Annotated in this window: 11 protein-coding genes; all 11 read right to left on the bottom strand. The window is 38.2% G+C overall.

Features of this window, described 5'->3' with window-relative positions:
- Nucleotides 1–24: 24 nt before the first annotated feature.
- On the bottom strand, nt 25–1,470 hold the full coding sequence (locus ABD894_RS00115) for a PA14 domain-containing protein (protein WP_345208933.1): 1,446 nt from the start codon (nt 1,468–1,470) through the stop codon (nt 25–27).
- A gap of 29 nt (nt 1,471–1,499) precedes the next feature.
- Complete coding sequence (locus tag ABD894_RS00110; protein WP_345208932.1) at nt 1,500–3,200, bottom strand: alkaline phosphatase family protein; 1,701 nt, start codon at nt 3,198–3,200, stop codon at nt 1,500–1,502.
- A gap of 45 nt (nt 3,201–3,245) precedes the next feature.
- Nucleotides 3,246–4,862, bottom strand: a complete 1,617-nt coding sequence (locus ABD894_RS00105; RefSeq protein ID WP_345208931.1) for a DUF5008 domain-containing protein — start codon at nt 4,860–4,862, stop codon at nt 3,246–3,248.
- Between the two features lie 38 nt (nt 4,863–4,900).
- A complete protein-coding gene (locus tag ABD894_RS00100) occupies nt 4,901–5,638 on the bottom strand; it encodes a hypothetical protein (RefSeq protein WP_345208930.1) in 738 nt (245 codons plus the stop codon).
- A gap of 20 nt (nt 5,639–5,658) precedes the next feature.
- Nucleotides 5,659–7,182: a RagB/SusD family nutrient uptake outer membrane protein gene (locus ABD894_RS00095; RefSeq protein WP_345208929.1), complete on the bottom strand. Its 1,524-nt coding sequence runs from the start codon at nt 7,180–7,182 to the stop codon at nt 5,659–5,661.
- An 11-nt stretch (nt 7,183–7,193) separates the two neighbouring features.
- A complete protein-coding gene (locus tag ABD894_RS00090; protein WP_345208928.1) occupies nt 7,194–10,346 on the bottom strand; it encodes a SusC/RagA family TonB-linked outer membrane protein in 3,153 nt (1,050 codons plus the stop codon).
- Between the two features lie 21 nt (nt 10,347–10,367).
- Entirely contained in the window at nt 10,368–11,492 is a 1,125-nt protein-coding gene (locus tag ABD894_RS00085; RefSeq protein WP_345208927.1) for a DUF5007 domain-containing protein, read from the bottom strand.
- Between the two features lie 3 nt (nt 11,493–11,495).
- Nucleotides 11,496–12,584 carry an ATP/GTP-binding protein gene (locus ABD894_RS00080; protein WP_345208926.1) on the bottom strand — a complete coding sequence of 363 codons (1,089 nt, stop codon included), beginning with the start codon at nt 12,582–12,584 and terminating at the stop codon, nt 11,496–11,498.
- A gap of 32 nt (nt 12,585–12,616) precedes the next feature.
- Entirely contained in the window at nt 12,617–14,155 is a 1,539-nt protein-coding gene (locus ABD894_RS00075; protein ID WP_345208925.1) for a RagB/SusD family nutrient uptake outer membrane protein, read from the bottom strand.
- Nucleotide 14,156: 1 nt separating this feature from the next.
- Nucleotides 14,157–17,159: a SusC/RagA family TonB-linked outer membrane protein gene (locus tag ABD894_RS00070; protein WP_345208924.1), complete on the bottom strand. Its 3,003-nt coding sequence runs from the start codon at nt 17,157–17,159 to the stop codon at nt 14,157–14,159.
- 949 nt (nt 17,160–18,108) lie between these two features.
- Nucleotides 18,109–20,562 carry a glutaminase family protein gene (locus ABD894_RS00065; RefSeq protein WP_345208923.1) on the bottom strand — a complete coding sequence of 818 codons (2,454 nt, stop codon included), beginning with the start codon at nt 20,560–20,562 and terminating at the stop codon, nt 18,109–18,111.
- Nucleotides 20,563–20,659: the final 97 nt, after the last annotated feature.

Here is a 20,659-nt window from a genome sequence, read left to right as displayed (position 1 = left end):
TTAATGTTATAATGTTATTAATATTTATGGTGCAGGGTATAACTGGCTTCTTGGAATAATACGCCTTCCATTAATAACTCCCGGAACTTCAAATTCAAGGCGGGCTTGCTGGCCACCAACATTTTCGCGATGGTGAGCTACAATTTTATAACGCTTACCACGCTCTAAAACAATTTTACCAAACCTTTCAGGCCTATCCCATGAAGTAGTAAAATCGTCTACCAGTGTTACATCGTTTACGTATAAACGGCTACCATCATCCCATCTTGTTTGGTAAAAAATATACTCGCCATTTACCGGTGCCAGGAATTCGCCTGTCCAACGGCTTGAGTAATTATCTAAACTAATACCTAAATTCCTTGGCCAATCATCACCTCCAAAATCTACAGTTTCGTCAATTCTAACTTTATCGGCTTTTCTACCATCAAAATCAAGTTGTTGATTATTGCTAAAATATTCTGCCTTTAAACCCGTGCCCTTACCTGTAATATAAGAATTGTTATCTTTTACTACGTCGGGAGACACTACCACAATTACCTTACTGTTAGTTGGTTGTAAAACATGCTTTGTTGGATTAACGATACTTAATGCAAAAGCAAATGTTTTGTTAGGAATAATGTTAGCATCAAATACAGGCCATGGTATGTTTAAACGAACTACCCCTGAACTTGCCCCTGTAGGGATACGTATAGCTGTGTCAATAGTATATTCGGGAGGTACTGTTGTTGAACGTAAATGAATTGCGCTTGCAGGTAACTGGTTATTAGCAACTAAAGTAGCAATCGTATCTACATTCAATTTGATCTTAAAGTCAAATGCAGCACCTGACTGGCCGGCTAAATTTACTATTAACGGTATAGTAATACCTGCCGCGGTAACGGTATAGCCATGTTGTGGATAGCTAATATTAAGCCTGCCATTTACTGTATTTGCAAATGATAGATAGTGCATTTCTTCTTCCTTGATCAATTCCTTTGTGTCAAGCACAATCAAAATATTTGAACTTACCGGGTTTACGGTATTTCCTTTACCGGGCAAAGTTAACTTAAAGGCAAATGCAAGCTTTTTTCCATAATTACGCTCTAGTGCACTTAACCTAACAATAGCGGTACCCATACCTTCTTTTGAGCCATATGTAACGTTAATTACATTAGGATAATCAACAGATCCATTCGGAATTAAAATGGTATTTTCAGGTAAGCCTCCGTTGGCTATTAATTGATTTACGGTATCAGCATTTAAAGTTATACCTATTTGAAATGCTTTTGTTGCAGCACCTGACAGTGCAATTTTAAATGGCACACTTACTGATTCATTAGTTTTGGTGATACCCGCTGTTATTACACCATCACCGGATATGCTTCTTGCATCTGTCTTGATCGCACTAAGATCGTCAAGCTTATTTTGTTTACAGGATACTGCCAACAGTGCCAACAGCCCTACAAATACACTGTAATTAATCTTTTTCATAATTTAGTAATTTACAAGTCTAACCTCAATTATTGATCTAACCAAACCCTACTGTCAAGACCCCATCTTTGTTGATTTGATATTTTAAACCAATTTATTATTTGCGAGGGTATATCTACCGTTTGCGGTACAAATGTTGCCAGGGCAGCTGCCGATGGCGGGCATATAATATCGTTGAAATCTGTCCATTGATAAGCGCCAATCAGATTAAAATCGCGGGCCTGTGGGCCAACATCTGCTATTATACTACCTTGACCATCAGTTGCAGGCCAGTAAGCAGCAAGAAAATTATAATCCGGATGGCTTTCGTCAATTGAAGTTTCACAGGCATAATTTGCAATAACATTATCAGGCACCGGAAATTTAAAGAAACGAATATCACTTACATATACATTAGGTTCGCCATGGCCGTTACCATTAAGAAAACCCAATTTAAGTTTATCGTGATTGCTAAGGCTACCAGAGGCTGTGATTTCTAACTCATTATTAAATACACCATTAGTATAGGTACGTATAAACCTTTGTGTGCCACGTTTTTCGCATTTTACTGAAACGTTTTCCCATATGCCTTTTCTTAAATCACCACCACGGCATTGGCGATAGTCACCATCTTTAGTGCCCCTCCATTCAAAGTACCAATATTTACCTTCCAGGTAAATTACCCAGCCTACACTTGGATGGCCCCCAGACCATTCTCTTCTTTTACCCAATATACTTGGATAATAAAATTCGTCTTCGTTCTTTTTTACCTTTAATTCAATTGTGAACCTGGTCGTATCGTCAATATTAAATAATTCAGCATCAACTGTGTCAATTTCGGCCCTTACATCTTTACCATACAATCTAACCGTTTTACCCAAATAACGGTTACCAGTAAATGGTTTACTTATAATGCGTGTTTTGTATTTAGTATTATGGTAAATAGTAAAAGTATTAGCCAGTGTATTACTAAATACAGTATTATCATTATCATTGGCTGGTATTGTAAATTTACCTCCGGCACTTGATGCAACTACAATTAGCCATTCTTCGTTATCGTAGTTCTCACGTCCTTCTAAAGCGGTTAGTATTTCACCTACATAACCATCAAAATCTTCAATTGATTTTTTATATGGTGCAAAAGAATTATCGTAGCCATATTGAGCACCAGCAGCATTAACATCACCAAACTGACCAACAATTAGTGAAGCTGTATCAGTTTTAAGATTGTTGATAACGGCATCTTTAACTTCTGCATCAGTAGTTACCAATTCGCTTACATCAGCACCATCGGTAAGGTTGTTTTTAAATGCTGCAGATGATGTGTAAGAAGCAACTTTTACATTAGTATTGATCTCTTTTATCCTTTCAAAAAGAACCGGATAGTTTTGAAGATTGCTGTTTAAAAAATCGTTGGTTAAAACAAAGTGTTTTTCTTTTTTAACACCGGTTAGCATACTGGCCCAATTAGTGGCCTGTGCCGTAGCGTCAGGATCACTCAAGCCAACCCATGTGTAAATAGAGTTTTTAGTTAAAGCATGCAAAACTGGAGTATTGGCATTTTGCACTGATACACCTCTTGCGCCATCAACTATCAGGTATAAAACCTTTCGGTTACCATATTTTACCGTGGCCGTATCCTGATACTTATCTCCGGGCAATGTTCTTACAAAATCTTTATTACAAGATATTATAGTTGTTGTAAGTATAGCACCAAGGAGGAAAAGAAATAATAATTGGAATTTTTTCATATCACTCATCTCTTAATTTAATGATTTAGTCTGTCTGTTCACTATTTATTCTATAGTTACCCGGGTTATATTGTAAACCGGTAGGTTATCAAAGCGGTAATAACCACCTAATAGTAACAGTGCTTTTTTACCGTCGGCTGATTTGGTTTCAACAATATCTGTTAAGTATCCTCCAAACGGACCTGTTGCATTATATTTTGGAACAAAGTCGCCTTTGTTATCTATGATCATGAAGCCGCTGCGCGTTACATTATTGTATTTTTTGAAACTGCCACTTACTACTATCCAGCCATTATCCAACTGTTTTGAAAAACCATAAAAGCCACCTTCATATGATTTTGCCTGGAATGATTCATCAAGGGTACCGTCTTCATTTAGCAATGCAATGCCCAAAGCCGGTTTACCATTGTATGACCTAAAGGCACCTGTAATCAGATACTTTTTTGTAACGCTGTTATAAGTTAAATAATTGATTGAGTTATCGGTTCCTGATCCTACATTAAATGTATTATCAATACCCCCATCTACGTTTAAACGTACAAGACGGTTTGCAGGGCTTGAATCAAAAGTTGTAAAATTCCCGAAAATAACCAGCTTTTCATTTAAAGCACCCGTTGTGTGCATATATGAATCTATCGGGCCATTTGCTGCCGGCAAACCTTTATTGGTGGTTGCATTAAAACGGAAGCTTTTATCAAGTGAGCCATCAAGGTTAAAACGAACTATCTGACGTATTTCTGTACTATCAAGTATTACGGTATCACGTTGAAAATCATAGCTGGCTTCGGTATAAGTTCTGGTTACATAATACCTGAAACGGCCTGTTGCCAATATCTTATTCTGATGCTTGTATATTTTATCAATATACTCATTGGTACCGCCATTAAACCGAGGGAAAAATTTAATAGTATCAAGCAAACCGGGCCTTCTGTAGGTTTTAATCCCCATAGTATCAATACTACCGTTAATATTTAAAGTAGTGATATTGCTTATGTTATCAGGTCTGCCGCCATAACCACTAAAACCACCTGAAATAACGTATTTATTATTACTAATTTCAATGATTTTTGATAGTTGGCCATTAGCACCTTTGCCAGTTCTGAAGGTACGGTCAAATTCAAAATCGGCAGAAACCCTAACTATTCTGTTTAAAGGTGTGGTTGTACCCTTATTGTCATAATTATTAAAACCTCCAATTACAAAGTACCTGCCATCAGCCAATGGATATGCCTGGTTAACTACACCGTTTGTACCCGCTGTAGCTCTAAAAGAAGGATCAATATTTACCAATCCGTTAACTGTAAATATTGGCCCTATAACTAATTGATCAGATACCGATATAGAAGTTACACCTGTACTACCTGCATCCGGAACCTTAACTTTTATGGTTGATTCGGTAACTTCGGTAACTTCACCTTCTTCACCGTTAAACATAAACTTTAATTTACCTTCATATTGTTTCAAACCCCTTGCCTGAAAGGTAACTACAGTACCTGATTCGCCGTTTGCAGGTACAGGTGCCAAACTGCGGTTAATTTCTATACCCAATGGTGATTTAGCGTCAGCATAGGGGTCTTCAAAAGTCGTTTGCTCCTTTTTACACCCTTGTATCGCTACAGTGGATAAAGCAATTATGGTTATTATAAATTTTAATTTTCTCATCTTCAAATTCATTGTATGTAAACAATTATACCATCGCTTTAATTAGATGTAGTAAGGCCTGAGTTATATACTTCGAGCATAAAATCATTAGGATTAAAACCGAAATATCCAAAACTAAAAGACAGTGTATGTACAATTCCGTTTTTAGGTTTAATATCTGATGAGGAGATCTTTATTGGATTGCTCTTATCATCAGGGTTAGATAAATCATACACATAACTTAAAGATAAGTTTCTGTAACCTAAATATTTAACACCATTTACATCATTATATACGGCACCTATATTACATACAGTTCCGCTTAGCGAGTAATACAACCCACCCGGATAAAGACTTTGCAAGCCTAAATCTATCTGCGGGTAATCTTTAAGCCTGTTTACACCGGTAAACATATAACGTTGCAAATATTTCTTCCAGATTAAAGGGTTGATATCAGATAGCGCTTTAACCGTATCCTTGCCAACAAAAAACAACTGCCAGTTTAGTGAACCTACATCATTTTTATCACCGATGGTTCTTTTTATAACATCATCATCAAGTGCAAAAAAGGTAAACTCTGAGGTACGAAATGTTTCTTCTAAACCGGCAAGCTTAACTATTTGCGCAATAGTATCAAACGGCACCGGTTTTGATTCAAGATAAGCAAGCATATCCCCATTAAAATTAGGATTTGCTTTACCTCCATCTTCGTAATAACCATCTCTTTTGCAGCTATTGAGTGCCAGCAACAAACAAGCACAAACAATAATCAGATTTTTCATATTTTTTATCATCACTACTATAATGTATGTGTTAATTAATTACCACCGTTAACCCAATAAGTATTTAAAACCATAAATGGGTTATTAATTATTGCATTACCATCAATTGGCCATGTCCATGCACCACGGTTAAACTTATCTAAAGTTAAAACGTTATATGACCATGTACTGCTTAGTATCCTCCTGGTGCGTACCAAATCAAAATAATGATGTCCTTCGCCCATTAGCTCACGTGAGCGTTCAAGGAAAATGAAATCTTTTAATTCCTGGCCTGTACCGTTAAAAAGGGGGGCACCTGCCCTTAGGCGTACCATGTTTAAATAGGTAGCAGCATCACCATCCCGGTCACCCAACTCTGCCATTGCTTCTGCAGCCAGTAATATTTCACCAGCATACCTGAAAATCATGAATGTATTATCAGGGTTTCTATCTTCTTCACCTGTAGCAAATGAGTTAACTGCAAATTTTGTCATCATAAATCTGCCATTGTCAGCGTATATATCCTCGTTGTACCATATTGAGGCACGTTTATCACCATTTTGAGGATACAGCATTTGCATGTATTCAGCTCTGAAATAAGCAAAACTTACACGGTGGGTATATTCTGGTCTTTTATATGGATAATGCAAAAACATATCACCAATTGGCGCAACATTTGTATTTTCATCACCATAGTTAACGCTTCGGTAAAATTCGAATAAGCTTTCTTCTGACCTGCCTTTTATTACAGTTGCCCAATCTTCAATATTCAGCAATTTGTAAGCATTACTTTCAACCAGTTCTTTACCGTATGCAGCAGTTTCTTCATAATACTGATTTGCACGTGCCCTGTCAAAACCGGCATTCCACATGTTCATTTCCATCAGTAATGCAATAATACTGCCCCGGCTTGCCCTTACGCCTCTTAGTGCAGGGTCGCCGTACGTAAAAGGAACATCGTCCTTATATTGCTTAAGATCAGCTATGCATTTATTTAATACCGATACCATATTTTCACGAGGCAACGGCTCAGTATGAAAAGCATCTGTGTAGTAAACTACATCACCATATAACCTCACCATCATAAAATAAGATAATGAACGTATAAATGCTGCCTCGGCTTTAAACTGCTTTATATCATTAGCGCTTACACCGGGTATGCCGGCATCTAATTTTTGGATAAGAATATTTGCCCCTTGTATTACTTTGTAATATCCGGTCCAATCGGGTATAGCGCGGAAGTTGTAAAAATCCCAGGGACGGCCGCCACGAAGTAGCTCCAAAAGGTCGTTTCTGCCTAATACCTCAACATATGAACGGGAAACACCGCCATCTGCCTGCGTTTCATACAAAACCTCCCCCGAACGATATTCGCCTACAGCGCCTGCATAATGGGTTTCATTGATCTTACCAAACAGTATACGAGACATATCGTATATATTAGCTATAACATCATCTTTTGATTGATAAAAGTTGTTACCTGTTAACTTATCAATGGGTTGTATATCTAAAAACTTTTTACAAGAAGGTAAACTTAAACCCCCTGCAATTGCTAAAATGTAAATTACAATTTTTTTCATGATCCTCTGCTTTATTTACCTGTATTAAGTTCTAAGTTTAAACCGAAGTTATAAGTACGCGGTACAGGATATCCGTTAGAAATATCACGACCAAGCGTAGTTACGTTTTCGGGGTTAGGGCCTGAATAGCCAGAGAATGTAATAAGGTTGTTGGTTGATCCATAAATCCTTACGTTATTAAAACCAAATCTTTTCACAAAATTACGGCTAAAGGTATAGGATAGTGTTACGTTGCTGATCTTGAAATAAGTACCATCTTCCTGCCAAAGGGTTTGATCTGGTCTGAGCGGTTGTATGGCGCCAAATCTTGAATAATCATACAAGTTTGGATAAATTGCCTGATCGCCTGGTTGACGCCAGATGTTATAGCTACCCAGTGGTACAACGGCTTTCAAATCATAAGGATCACGCATTATGGCCATACGATCAGAAAGCGCATTATTTAAAATCGTTCTGTTAGCTGTGAATGTACCATACACATTTAATCCTATACTTTTATACACAAAGTTGGTTGAAAAACCACCGGTAAGTAATGGTTGTGAGTTTCCGGTAATTTGATAATCGCGGTCATCAAGTATATAATCGCCGTTAACATCTTTAAATTTAGGGTCGCCTCCCTGAAAGAATGTACCGTTAGTTTGGTACTTTTTACCTGTAAGCGGGTCAACAGGTACATCTGTATCTCTTGAATATACGCCTTCGTTGATGCGGAGATAATTTGATAATGTATTAGTACCTACCCTGTATACATTGTGTTGGCGGTAATCACCAGTTTCAAATCTAATATACTGCCCGTTATATTCGGCAGGTAATTTCAATAGTATATCGCGGTTAATTGCTCCGTTAACTGAAATGCTCCAGGTTATATCTTTAGTTTGAACCGGTCTTGCGGTAATCATTAACTCGTAACCGTAATTGGCAAGTGCAACACCATTACTAACCAATTTACCAAAACCGGTGATATTTGATAACCCTCTGTCAAACAATATATTGTCAACCTTTTTGTAATAGGTATCAAAGTTAACTTCCACTTTACTTTGCCATAAACCCATATCAAAACCTAAGTTCCACTGCGTGGTTGTAGTAGGTTTTAAGAAAGGGTTAGGTATAATATCGTAATTAATACCAATGGTTGGATTATTATTGAAGTTACCGTTTAGGTTGTAAATACCATAGATACTTTGCAGGTTACCTGATGGGTTGATATTTTGCCCCCATGTTAACCTCAAACCACCATATGATAGCCATTGTGAATCTTTAAACCAATCTTCTTTACTATAATTCCAACGCAAACCTACCGAAGGGTTTTTAGAGTATGGATTTTCTAAACCATTTGATGAGGTACCGTCTAAGCGATAAGACAACTCTGCAACGTATTTCTTTTTAAAGTCGTAAGAGAATGAACCTGCAAATGAAGCAATTGTAGCATTTCTATAAGTTGATAACACACCACCACCTCTTGAGTAATACGAGTCATAACCGATAGGGCCCTGTAACTGATCGTTAGGGGTTCTTTCCTGGCGGATGATACCTGCCTGAGAGCCTTGCTTGTAAATTTCATTGAATGTGTTAACGAAAATGTTATGATCAGTACCAAATGTTTTAGCATATGTTATGGCATTACGATTGTATAGTGTAAAATCGCGACCTTCAAAATCATAGACTTTCGCAAATTGCCCATTGGCAGCTGCCGGTGTAAATGTTGATTCGGCATTGGAAGTGTAATCGTAGCTAATGCTTGAAGAAACAGCCAGGCCGGCAATAAATTCATAGCGACCGCTTACGTTTGTTCTTAAGTTACGGGTACTGTTACTATTGTCGGTACGTAGGGCCGATAACACACCTGTTGAAGCCTGATAAAATGATGGAGGAGGCAATAATGAAGATGCCTGGCCATTAGCTGCAACACCTGATTGTAGTATACCTAAACCATCGCCTTTTGCCTGGCTACCTACCGAACCGAACAGGAATCCGTTAAACTCAAATTTATCATTTGGCCTAACCTGCATGTTCATGTTTAAGCTATACCTGTCAAAACCTGTATTTTTGATAACCCCTTTTTGAGAGAAATAACCAACGTTGGCTTTGTAGTTGAATTTAGGATCGCCACCATCCATACCAACGTTATGACTTTGATTGTAGGTAGTAGCATAAAATACATCTTGCCAGTTAGTAGAGTTATTGTAATAAGCATTCAAACTGTCAGCCAGGAAAGAGGTTAAACCTATTCTTCTGATTTCATCAATATTGGTTGCGTTGTACAATATCTGTGCTATTTTCGAACTTCTTTCAGAATTACCACCCAAAGTTTCACGCAATTTTGGTGGTTGATCAACGAAATAGTTACCTGTGTATCTAACCCTTGGCACTTTTGAATTACCACGTTTGGTAGTAATGATAATTACACCATACGCACCACGCGAACCGTACATTGAAGTTGCCTGGGCATCTTTTAATACCTGTATACTTTCAATATCTTCTTGTGGTATAAGTGATAGCGGACTAACACCCGGGCCTTGGGTTTGAAAACCAAATTCGGCCGCCTTATCAGCATCCAAAGGCACCCCATCAATAATATATAATGGCGATGTTGGCTGCAAAAATGATTCATTGCCACTACCGGTAACACTCAGGGTAGATAACCCGCGTATTTGCACCGATCCTCTGAAACCAGGTGCACCTGTATTATTCTGAATATTCAAACCGGCAACCTTACCTTGCAGTAATTGCTCAACGTTTGATACCGGAATATCCTGAATATCTTTACTTCTGATAGTAACAGCCGAACCTGTAGTTGTTTCTTTTTGCCTGTTTTGATAGGCCACAATAACAACTTCCTCAAGCGCCTTTCTATCTTCAGATAAAAATACGGTTTGCGGTTTCATGTTAGCCTCAACTTTTACCTTTTGTGAAACATAACCGATAAACGTGAATACAAGCGTTGAATTTACTGGCGCTGTCACTGTAAATTTACCTTTTGCATCTGTTTGGGTTAGTGCTTTGTATGGCTTTTCCATCACCACTGTTACGCCCGGAAATTCTGTATTTGTTGCTTTATCAATAACAGAGCCGGTAATAGTGACGTTTTGTGCTTGCGAATACAGATCTGTGCAGCAGATCATGCAAACAATAAGCATTGCATAATATAGTATATGTCTTCTCATTGTGTTGGCTTTAATAGTCTCTTATTCGTCCTTGAATTTTGGATTGTCTGTTTTAAAATGGAATACAATTTCCCAGTCGCCTTTTTTATATAAGGCAAAATCTATCCCGAACGTTGATGTTGACCTCAACCCGCCAAAGCCTATCCTCGAATATCTGAACTCGGCATGGTCTCTTGAACCTCCGGGTGCATAAACCGTTGATATCTCGACAAGAGGAATTGGATATGCAACATCATACTGCACATATTCATCTGTTTTTTGCATATTAAAACCATGCACAATTTTATCCCATCTTGTTTCACCAAACCGTGCTGGATTAATTGCTAAAGAATCTTTATCTAAAAATTTGAAACGTAGCGAGTTGCCTGTACCTCCTGTAAAAGGACGTATATACACCACCACATCTTTTCTATCATTATTACTTTCCAGAGGCCTATCAGTAACTTCTCCTATTACATTGTTAAGAAAAGGCCTGATATAATCACGTCCGTTCTTGTTGTTAGGTGCTTTAGGGTCTGGCGCTACACCACCTGTAAAGGCATTAAAATCATTCGATGGTTCATAAGGGCGCTCTCTGTAAGGGCGTAATTGAATGTCCTTAATAACTGTACTACCACCTGAATTTGTGATCCTTACATCAAAAAATCGTGTGTCTTGCGGATAATTGGTACTATCGGTGGGCCTTGGCGTTAATAATTCATTAGTTGCCGATGGCCATAAAATAAACTCTCCGGATGATCTTATTTCAAATATGGAATGTTCTTCAAGTTTTCTTTTTGCTTCAATTTCTTCAATACTTGTTTCTAAACCTGTATAAGCAGCCGTCCATACATAGGTTGGCTGTTTTGTAAAAATATCAGTAACCGGACGGCCATCGCCATAACGTGCGTTTATAATTTCAAAAGTGATTGGCGCTGTAGAGTTATCACCATTAAAACCCCCTATTAGGTTAGCACGCCCTATTATTGGTTCAAGAAGTTTATTATTGAAGTTAACATTTGAACTTAAGTATTCTTTTTGATCGGGTAAATTAAATATTTTTTTACAGCCACTACTTATAGCGACTACAGCAAACAAGAGACAGATAAACTCTTTTTTAAAATATGTTCGCATGTTTCGAATTGTTTTAATTTTTTGATATTCCATTGCTTATTTAGCTTTATTAATACTCCACTCAGCCAGTTGGAAAAGTCCACCGTTTCTCAACTCTGTTATATCTATACGATAAAATTTGTATGCTGTGGTATTAGAGCATCTGAATACTTTAGTTTGATATCTTTCTTCAAAGAAGAAGTTACTCACCCTGTCAAGTTCTGTCCAGTCAACACCATCTTGTGAACCTTCGTAAGTCCATGCTCTTGGGTCGCGCTCATTTGCGTCGTTTGCTGATGTAAGTGTATAAACACCTGATACTTCGGGAGTATTAAGCTCATACTGTATCCATAAACGTCCTTGCAGTTCAGCAAGAAATTTAGTATGATCATCACCATCAATAACTTTTTTAGAACCCTCGCCATTGTCTGGACCGCCGCCGTTATCACGTAATACTTTAAGTTTACCACCTATTAATGTAATTAAATTTGGTGGAGGTGGAACGAAGGTTAGACGTTTAACAAACTCATCGAAACCAAAGATGTGATCGGGGCTCACTACGTGAACTATACCATTATTAGTTTGAATATTATTTGAGCCGGTTGTAGTGGTTGACCAAAACCTGACAAACTTACTGTGTTTAGTGTTGCTAAATTCAATAACTTCAGGCCCGCCCTCAGTATATCCCGAAGCTGATGCCCTGGTAACTTTAGCGTGCATTGGATAACCATATCTAACGCCCTCCAGGTCTAAACCATCTTGCAGTAATAATGAGTCTGAAGTTTTTTTACCTCTTATAATGTAATAAGAGGCCATTGTATCCAAGTGTATCCCATCAATGTTTGACAGAAACAAAGGATCTTTATCAGACTGGCGCCTTAAAGTATTCAAGTTGGTAAGTGCTAACTGAAAGCTTGGATTTGTAACCGCAAACAGTGTAACGTTACTGTCAGTAAGCGTTTCTTCCAAGCTCATTCTCTTTACAACAGACAGCAATGAATCATAAACCCCCGGCTTGCTTTGCAGATATTGTAATGTTGTACCATTAAATTTCCGATTGCCATCAGTAGATTTGAAGTACCCGCCATCCTTTTTACAGGCAGATACCAGTACCGATAAAACCAATAATAGTTTTAAAGTTTTCATATATCGTGTTCTCATTTTCATATATGCTTGGTTTATTTCCAATAAGGATTTTGAGTTAGCAGTTTATTTTGTGAAAGAAGCTTACGAGAAACCGGCCAATAAATACCACCTGAATTTATGAGATTAAGGAAGCCTGGGTTATTTTGCTTGATCTTGTTATAACGGATCAAATCGTACCATCTTTGTCCTTCGCCAAGTAATTCACGATGACGCTCTTCAAATACCATATCTATCATTTCCTTATCACCTATATTAATAGTAGTTATCCCTCTTCTAGCCATTACATTCACCAATTCATTTAAAGCACCATTCCGATCACCCAGAACAGCCAACGCCTCGGCGCGAAGCAGTACGATATCTTCCAACCTGGTAAAAACAAGTGCACTGGTAAAATATCTGAAGTTAGGATCATTCGTGCCGCCTTGTATTGCTTTTATCTTGCTGAAAATAGGATACTTACCATTAAAGTTTGTGAAATATCGTTCAGAACGGGCTTGTCCTAAAGTATCGATACTAAAGCGTTCATCATTAGGTACATCAAAAATCTTTAATATCGTATCCTTTGGCATAAAAATATCCGGAACTTTTTTGGTTGTTAATGGCTCTGCCAGGGTAAGTTCCTCAATGTGGCCGGTTACTGAACCATCTATATGGCCCCAATCCGAGTTAAACCCAAACATTTGGCGGGGATTTTTATTAAAAAAGAACCCGTTAGAATTGGTTAGGTCAGCTGTTCCTGTATAGCCAATATCGCTTCTGCCATAGTTGTCTTCTACAAACTTGGCATAAGTAGCCACATTTGAATAATCACTTTGCCATGCAGCTAAATGAGCCAATACCGCATATGCTGTATTTTTAGTAGCAAGGGCTCCTCCCCATCGGCCACTCCCCTCATTATAGTAGTCACCCTGTTGCTGAATATCGCCACGACTGTAAGCAAAAGGCAAATCAGCAGCGGCTTTTAGCATTTCCTGCTCGGCCCAGGTAAGTATTTTATTCTTGTCTTCACGTGGTTTATCCTCAAACTGGCCATCGTGTGAAGCTGTTATAAAAGGAACATCTCCCCATATACGTACCATGTAGAAATAAGCGAACGCTCTGAGAAAACGTGCTTGTGCAATATCTACTGTCATGTTATTTTCAGTGTAACGCTTGTCTTTGGCCCTAACCTCGGCAATACGTTCAAGAAAAATATTTGCGCCATTAACAATAGCATAATACCTTGTCCAGTCAGACAGTGCTTCAACTACAGGATACGAAGCATTTAGCGTGTTAGTTCGCACTGCTTTCAGATCTTGCCTGTTGGGGCTCATAAACTCACCGGTACGTACATCGCCGTATATCCAATGGCCGTTATTATCTGACAGGGCAGCACGGGTAAGCGCATAAACACCCATGATACCTGCACGGGCATCTTCTACGGTGTTCCACATATTCACCTCACCTACTACCCTCACCGACTCTTTATCAAGCACCTTATTACAACCGGTAAAAACCACCAGCGACATAAGGGTTATGTATAGTATCTTTTTCATCTTTATATTCAGGATATTTTTGTAATTACTTTTCATATCATAATTCCATTTTAACACCGAATGTGTATGTTCTCGGCAGAGGCTGGCCATAACCTGTATCATAACCATCATAACTTACCAATTCAGGATCCTGACCTGTGTAAGGAGTAATTGTTAATACGTTATTTGCACTACCGTAAATAAATAACCTCTTGATGCCAATTTTCTTTTTCTTTAAGAATTCGGTAAGGTCATAGCCTAATGATACCGAACGTAATTTCAGGAATGATGCATTTTCAAGGAAAAGATCCTGATCTACGCGGTAAGGTATAACCGTACTCCATGGATTATATAGCGGATATTTGGTGTAATCACCTCGCTTTTCCCAAAATGTGATTTCCTTTACCGAGTTTACATCTGCATTACCTTCGCGGTTAATAAAGTCAAACCTGTTTGCCATTTCCTGGTTAATCAGTTTTCTGCCTAAATTGAAGTACAGGTTGGTATTCAGGCTCCATTGTTTGTATTTGAAATTATTATCCAAACCGCCAGACAGTGTTGGCAGAGAGTGTCCTTGTAATGATTTATCGTTATTATCGATAACATTATCACCATTTAAATCTCTCCAACGCGGATCGCCTGCTTGTAAAGCTGTACCATTGTATTTCAAAGGCTGCCCGTTAACTACAGGAATTTCGCTGTTTGCGTTGTAAATACCATCATTAGTTAAAAGCCAGTACTGATCAACCGGTTGGCCAACTTTAAAGAATCTGTTACCTATAATAATTTCATCCAGTCCTCTTGGCAAAGCCTTCAATTTATTACTGTTGTGATTAAGGTTGATTGCAGATGACCATGAAAAATCTTTCTTTTTCAATATTTCTGCTTTAATGGTAACATCAATACCTCTGTTGTTTACAGCCATACCGCTTTCAATTGATTGCTTGTAACCATATTCAGCAAATGATGGGATAGCTAACAATTGATCTTTATCAGTTTTAGAGTACAGATCAACCGAGAATTGTAAACGGTTATTAAATAAGCCACCATCAAAACCAATGTTAAGTTGATTTGAATAAGCCCATGGAATACCATAACCTATCCAGCCGGCAGTATATGGCCTGGTTAACACACCAAAGGCGTTGTAACCGGGTACAGTTAAATTACCTGTGTAACCAACTGATGCTGTGTATTGCGGACCTTGTGCATAATTGTCATATACATTAAGGCGACCGATACGACCTGCACTGATACGGAATACCAGGTCGGTTACTGTTTCGTTCTTTTTCAGAAACTCATTTTTAACACTCCAGCCAAATCCAACAGTTGGTGAATAAAACCACCTATCAGTAGGTTGCGCGTTTGATGAACCATCTGCACGTAACGTTCCGGTAAATGAATACTTGTTATTAAAAGTATAATCAGCTTTACCATAAAAAGACACAAGATTATCACCGGTTTTATCAAGGAAACGATAGGTAAGCTCACGAGGAAATGCCACCGGAGTTAAATAATCATTTCTAAGCGGATCGGATTGTAACAAGTTGATTTTTATGTAATCATTGGCGCCTTTATAAGCATAGGCATTACTATACTTATAAGTGTCCCATTGAAGGGATTGCCCTACAGTAAAATGAAACTCGTGTATATTATTTAAGGTAAGGTCATATGTGGCCTTGTTTTCAAAGTTAAGGCGTTGGTTAAAGCCATAGTAGTTTGATGCATAGCTATTACCTTGCAATAAAGTACGCGCGTAGAATATATCACGGTAGCCTTCGTTGTAATCAACAGAGAATGTACTGCTGTAATTAAAGTTACCTAACTCAATACCTATTCTGGCGTAGCCTTCAATAATATTTGATTTGTTATCGTCAAAACCTTTCTTGAACTGATCAAGGTAATTGATATAGTAATCTTTATTAGGTGCAAGCGGAGCGCTCAAATCCGGAAAGTAGTTGATTTGTGCAAAACGGTCGCGCAAGTTTCTGTTTCTGTCGCGCTCTATTCTGTTTGCGTTAACCATTGCCGAGAATAACAACCATTTTAAAGGTTTCATGTTAATACCGAACATTGCACTGTACCTGTCTAAACCGGTATTGTCAGCAACGCCCTGGTTTTTCATATTACCTAAAGAGAAACGGAAGTTAGCACGATCAGAACCACCGGTGATACCGAAATTGATACCGTAGATCATAGCATTACGGTAATAAAGGTCTGTCCAGTCAGATTTACCGCTGTATACTGTATTAAGCGAATCGCTCAAATAAATAGGATAATTTTCATCGTCTGAATACCTTCCGTTGGTCGTGTACAGATCATAAAATCTTTGTCTGAAAGCGTTTTCGTATTTACCATTGATAGTTGTAACATTTGGCCTTTGAACCATACCTATGTATGTGTTAAAAGTAATGCTACGTGCAACATCAGGCGTTCTGCTGGTTAATATAATAGCACCATTTACAGCACGTGGTCCATAAATAGCAGTTGCTGCAACATCCTTTAAAACTTGAATTGAACCAATGTTGTCCATATCAATATTTGCTAAAGGGTTTGTTGCAGTACCAATACGGTTGTAATCGTATTGCTGTATATCAAACGCAAATGGGTGTTCACCTATAAGCGGAACACCATCCAATATTACAAGAGGTTGTGATTGATAAACATCCTTTTTTGATAGTAACGGCATAGGAGCACCGCGAATAAACATATTTTGTACACTACCAGGTTCGCCTGACGGCTCCTGAACGTACAAACCTGCATATGAGCCTTTAATAAGCTGCTGCAATGATACAGCAGGGAATAAGTAAAGGTCAGTAGGTTTTTTGGTAACGCTGTCAGTTAAACTGTTATAAACAGTTTTCTTTTTTACAGCATTAGCATTTTCTTTTAGTAAGGTGTCTTTTACCGTGGTGTCTTTACGGAGAGACGATTTGGATTTAGGTTTGTGAACAAAGGTTGAAAATTCTGTTCTGCTTCCCCCTACCCCATTACCCTTAGCTAAGCCAGTAGATGCATTTATAATTACAGTGAAAACTATAAAGCACAGCCATAAGTATCGCATAATTAATCGATCTTTAAATTGATTAGATAAAAAAAAATTGTTGAGAAGATTATAACATCACGAAAACAGCAAGCTATTTATGCGATTGTGGGATGTCCAGAAGAAGTGGTGTAATGTAAAAAGTTTAGTCATACTCTATCATTTAAGTTTATATTAAAAAAGGAAATTGTCATCAATAAAAAACTGCTCACTAATCCGTCAAACAATTCAATTGATTATGATATTCTATAATCGGTTTTAACAAATATATATTAACAAAATTGATTTATCAAAATTTATTTATTGGGCTTAAAAAATTTAAAATATTCATCATAATACCCCATTTCAACCATTAAACTTTGCAAAAAAGCATGTCATTAAATAGTAATATTTCAATTACAAATGCCAAAATTAAAGGTTTTAGCAAGCTAATTTGGGCTTATTGTAGCATGTTTTTTACCTTTCTGTATCAATTTTGATATACTAAAATGTAGGTTTTACAGTTCTGCCAAAATTATCCATCAAAAGCACTTAAACAATTTAGCAGCGAAGCACCACTTTTTACACGGTAAATAGGTATCATTATTATGTATATTTTGATTGTTTAACTACTATATTTTATCGCTAAAAGCCAAATGCATTCGTCATTAATTTAACAACCGTATTAAAATAGTATAGTAAGGCTAAATCAGTTGTGCACAGCAGATAAAACGTATTTTCAATTAAGTAGCATCTAAAAAAGTTGTCAATACAACTTGAATGTTTGACATTAGATTATTGCTTATTTAAGAAGCATAATAAATCATGTTTTATACTTGCTAAACAGCGTAAATAAGGAGGTATAAAACATGGTCATAAATACCATCTTTATCAACAAAAAATGGCCCTAAAACAATTTGAAAGTTCAATTGTATCAGGGCCTTTATTATACACCTATTATAATAGGTATTATTTTTATGTAAAACGGGTATTATTTCTTCAGCTTTTGCTCGAGCATTTTGATGTAAAAACCACCTACAACACTACGTGCGGTGAAGTTCATTCTGTGGGCATCTTTGGTTTCGTGCCAGTCGCTCATGGGCACCCTGTCGTGGGTTTCCAGCGCGTAAGTATACACAGGCTTTATCAATGCTTTAAAGTCGTCAATGTTGGTGGCCAGCGTTGCCGACCACAATATCCAATCAGACTTGGTATAAGTTTTACGGCTATCCAGCGGTATGCCATATTGTGTTTGTTTAGTAAGGTAGTATTTCACCTCTTTATCATACACTTCCTGCGGGAATAAGCCAAGGCCAAGCACTTTATCCCAAACCATGTTATACTTTTGGCTCCAGGTATCTTTGTTATCAAACGTTAAGGCATAATGATCGCCAGCATCAGCCAATGTCATCCATTGTTTCGCCATATCTTTAGCCATGGCGGTATATTTATCTGCTGTGGCCTTTTCACCAAGCATACTGGCCATCATGCCGTATCCGCCTAATGCCACAATAGCTTTTACCGAAAGATTGGCATTGCGCGCCAAATGCCCCGCGAAATCGTCGGTTGATAATTGATTAGCCGGATCGAGCCCGTTCTTGCTCAAATACTCGGCCCAGATACTTATGGTTTTCCAATGCTTTTTGGCATAATCGGCGTTACCCTCAACCTTGGCAATGGCTGCCGCGAGTATCAGCATATTACCCGATTCTTCAATCGGCATATCTTCGCCATAGGTTTGTCCGTTCGCTACCGGGTATGTACCTAAATCATGTGATGAATAAGGCTTATTCCATTTACCGCTTTCGCTGAAATAAAAAATGCCGTTCATCATACCTTTTAACAGATCAGGGTTATATACCAGGAACAACGGGGCCGACGGGTAGGTTACATCTACCGTACCTATTGAGCCATTACTAAAATTTTCTTTCGACAGGAAGAGGATTTCCCCTTCCGGGCTCTTCACCAGTTTATGCGCTGATATAGCCTGGCGATAAGCTAATACGCAAAGTTTAGCGTATACATCTCCCCCACTCTTCAGCGCATCGGCATAAAGTTGTTTATCAAAAGTTACGCACTTTTGCGTTACTTGTTTGTATTCTTTGGCGGCAAGTGCCAATTGGTTTTCTATCTTTTCTTTTCCGCTATTATTCCACCACGGGCGCAGGTTTTGTTTAAAGTATTGTACAGCATACAAATCGTCGTAACCCAACAGTATAAACTGCTCTTTGGCCACGCTGCCAACTGCCCTCATCGGTATAACAGTATTCAATATCAATTTTTCGCCTGTAACGTGTGCTGTTTTTTTTACTGGCTTAGCTACTAAGGTTTTTAAAGCATCTGCGGAGGTCGTGATGCTTTGTATGCTATTATATTGCGCGGGCACGGCCACATACATATATCCCCAGTCAATGCGTACATCGTCGCCTGTGCGTTTAAGCAATGGCTGCTCTACAGTACCGGCTTTTAGTATGGATAAACCTTTAGCTGTATACTTATCAGCCATCAGTTCCTGAAAATCGCGGTGGGTAGCGATGTTACCTGATGCACCGAAGTAAAGCTTCACCTGGTGCGTTGCACCATCGTTAGATTTAACCCTGGCAGAAATATAGGTAACAGGCCTCGATAACAGATTAAGGTCATTCATCAGCAATGGCGATGTAAAAGTAACATCGAGGTTTATTTTACCGCAGGTAAACTGATAGCTGGTTTGCGTGGCGTTAACCTGGAAGCCTTTCTGCACGGCATCAACAAACTTCACGGCGTCCTTATTATTAGGTTCTTCAACCAGGCCTGCATCAAGGTACGATGGGCCACCTGTGTTTAACGCATATATCGCTAACACGTTTTTGCCTTTATGCAGCGCTTTCTTTACAGTGGCATCAATAGGGATATATACAAAGCTGCCTGCAAGTTTTTTAACGTTATATATCTCTTTACCATTTAAATAAACAGTAGCATTATCATCGTGCCTTATTTTAAGGTAAAGTTTATTGCTGTTGATCTGGCTAAGGGTAAATACGCGCCTTACCCATATCTCATCTTTTTTCCACAGGGTTTTTGCCTGTGAAGGTTCGCTGCCTGCCGGGCCGACTTCTGTTTGCCATTGGGTATCGTCAAAATCAATAGTGGTCCAATGATCGGCCGGTTTGGTTTCTGTATAACTTAATGGCAAAGGTTTTTCATCGGCGGCCGGTAATATGGTATTAAACACTTTTTCGGGCTTACCTAAAAAGCTGTACACTTTACCATCTACACTTACTAAACCGTTTAACGATTGGTTAGCTCCAGTCCAGTGTTGGGTAGTGCTTTCATTTAACTTATCGGTGGTTGACCAAATGCTGAAGTAAGGATCGTGAGTGACTAAGGGATAGGCAGGTGCCTTACGTTCCTGGGCAAATACTGTAGAATAACTAAATAAGATAAAGAGTAAGGTTTTTTTCATGCAATGTGCTAAAACGTTTAGTTGGCTCAGCAAATTAAACACTTTATTTGTAAACTATACAATTTATGTAGATTAAATATTCAACATAAATTTCGGC

It is taken from the genome of Mucilaginibacter gynuensis (genome assembly GCF_039541195.1).
Lineage (GTDB): Bacteria > Bacteroidota > Bacteroidia > Sphingobacteriales > Sphingobacteriaceae > Mucilaginibacter > Mucilaginibacter gynuensis.
This window is presented reverse-complemented; position numbering and strand designations above follow the sequence as displayed.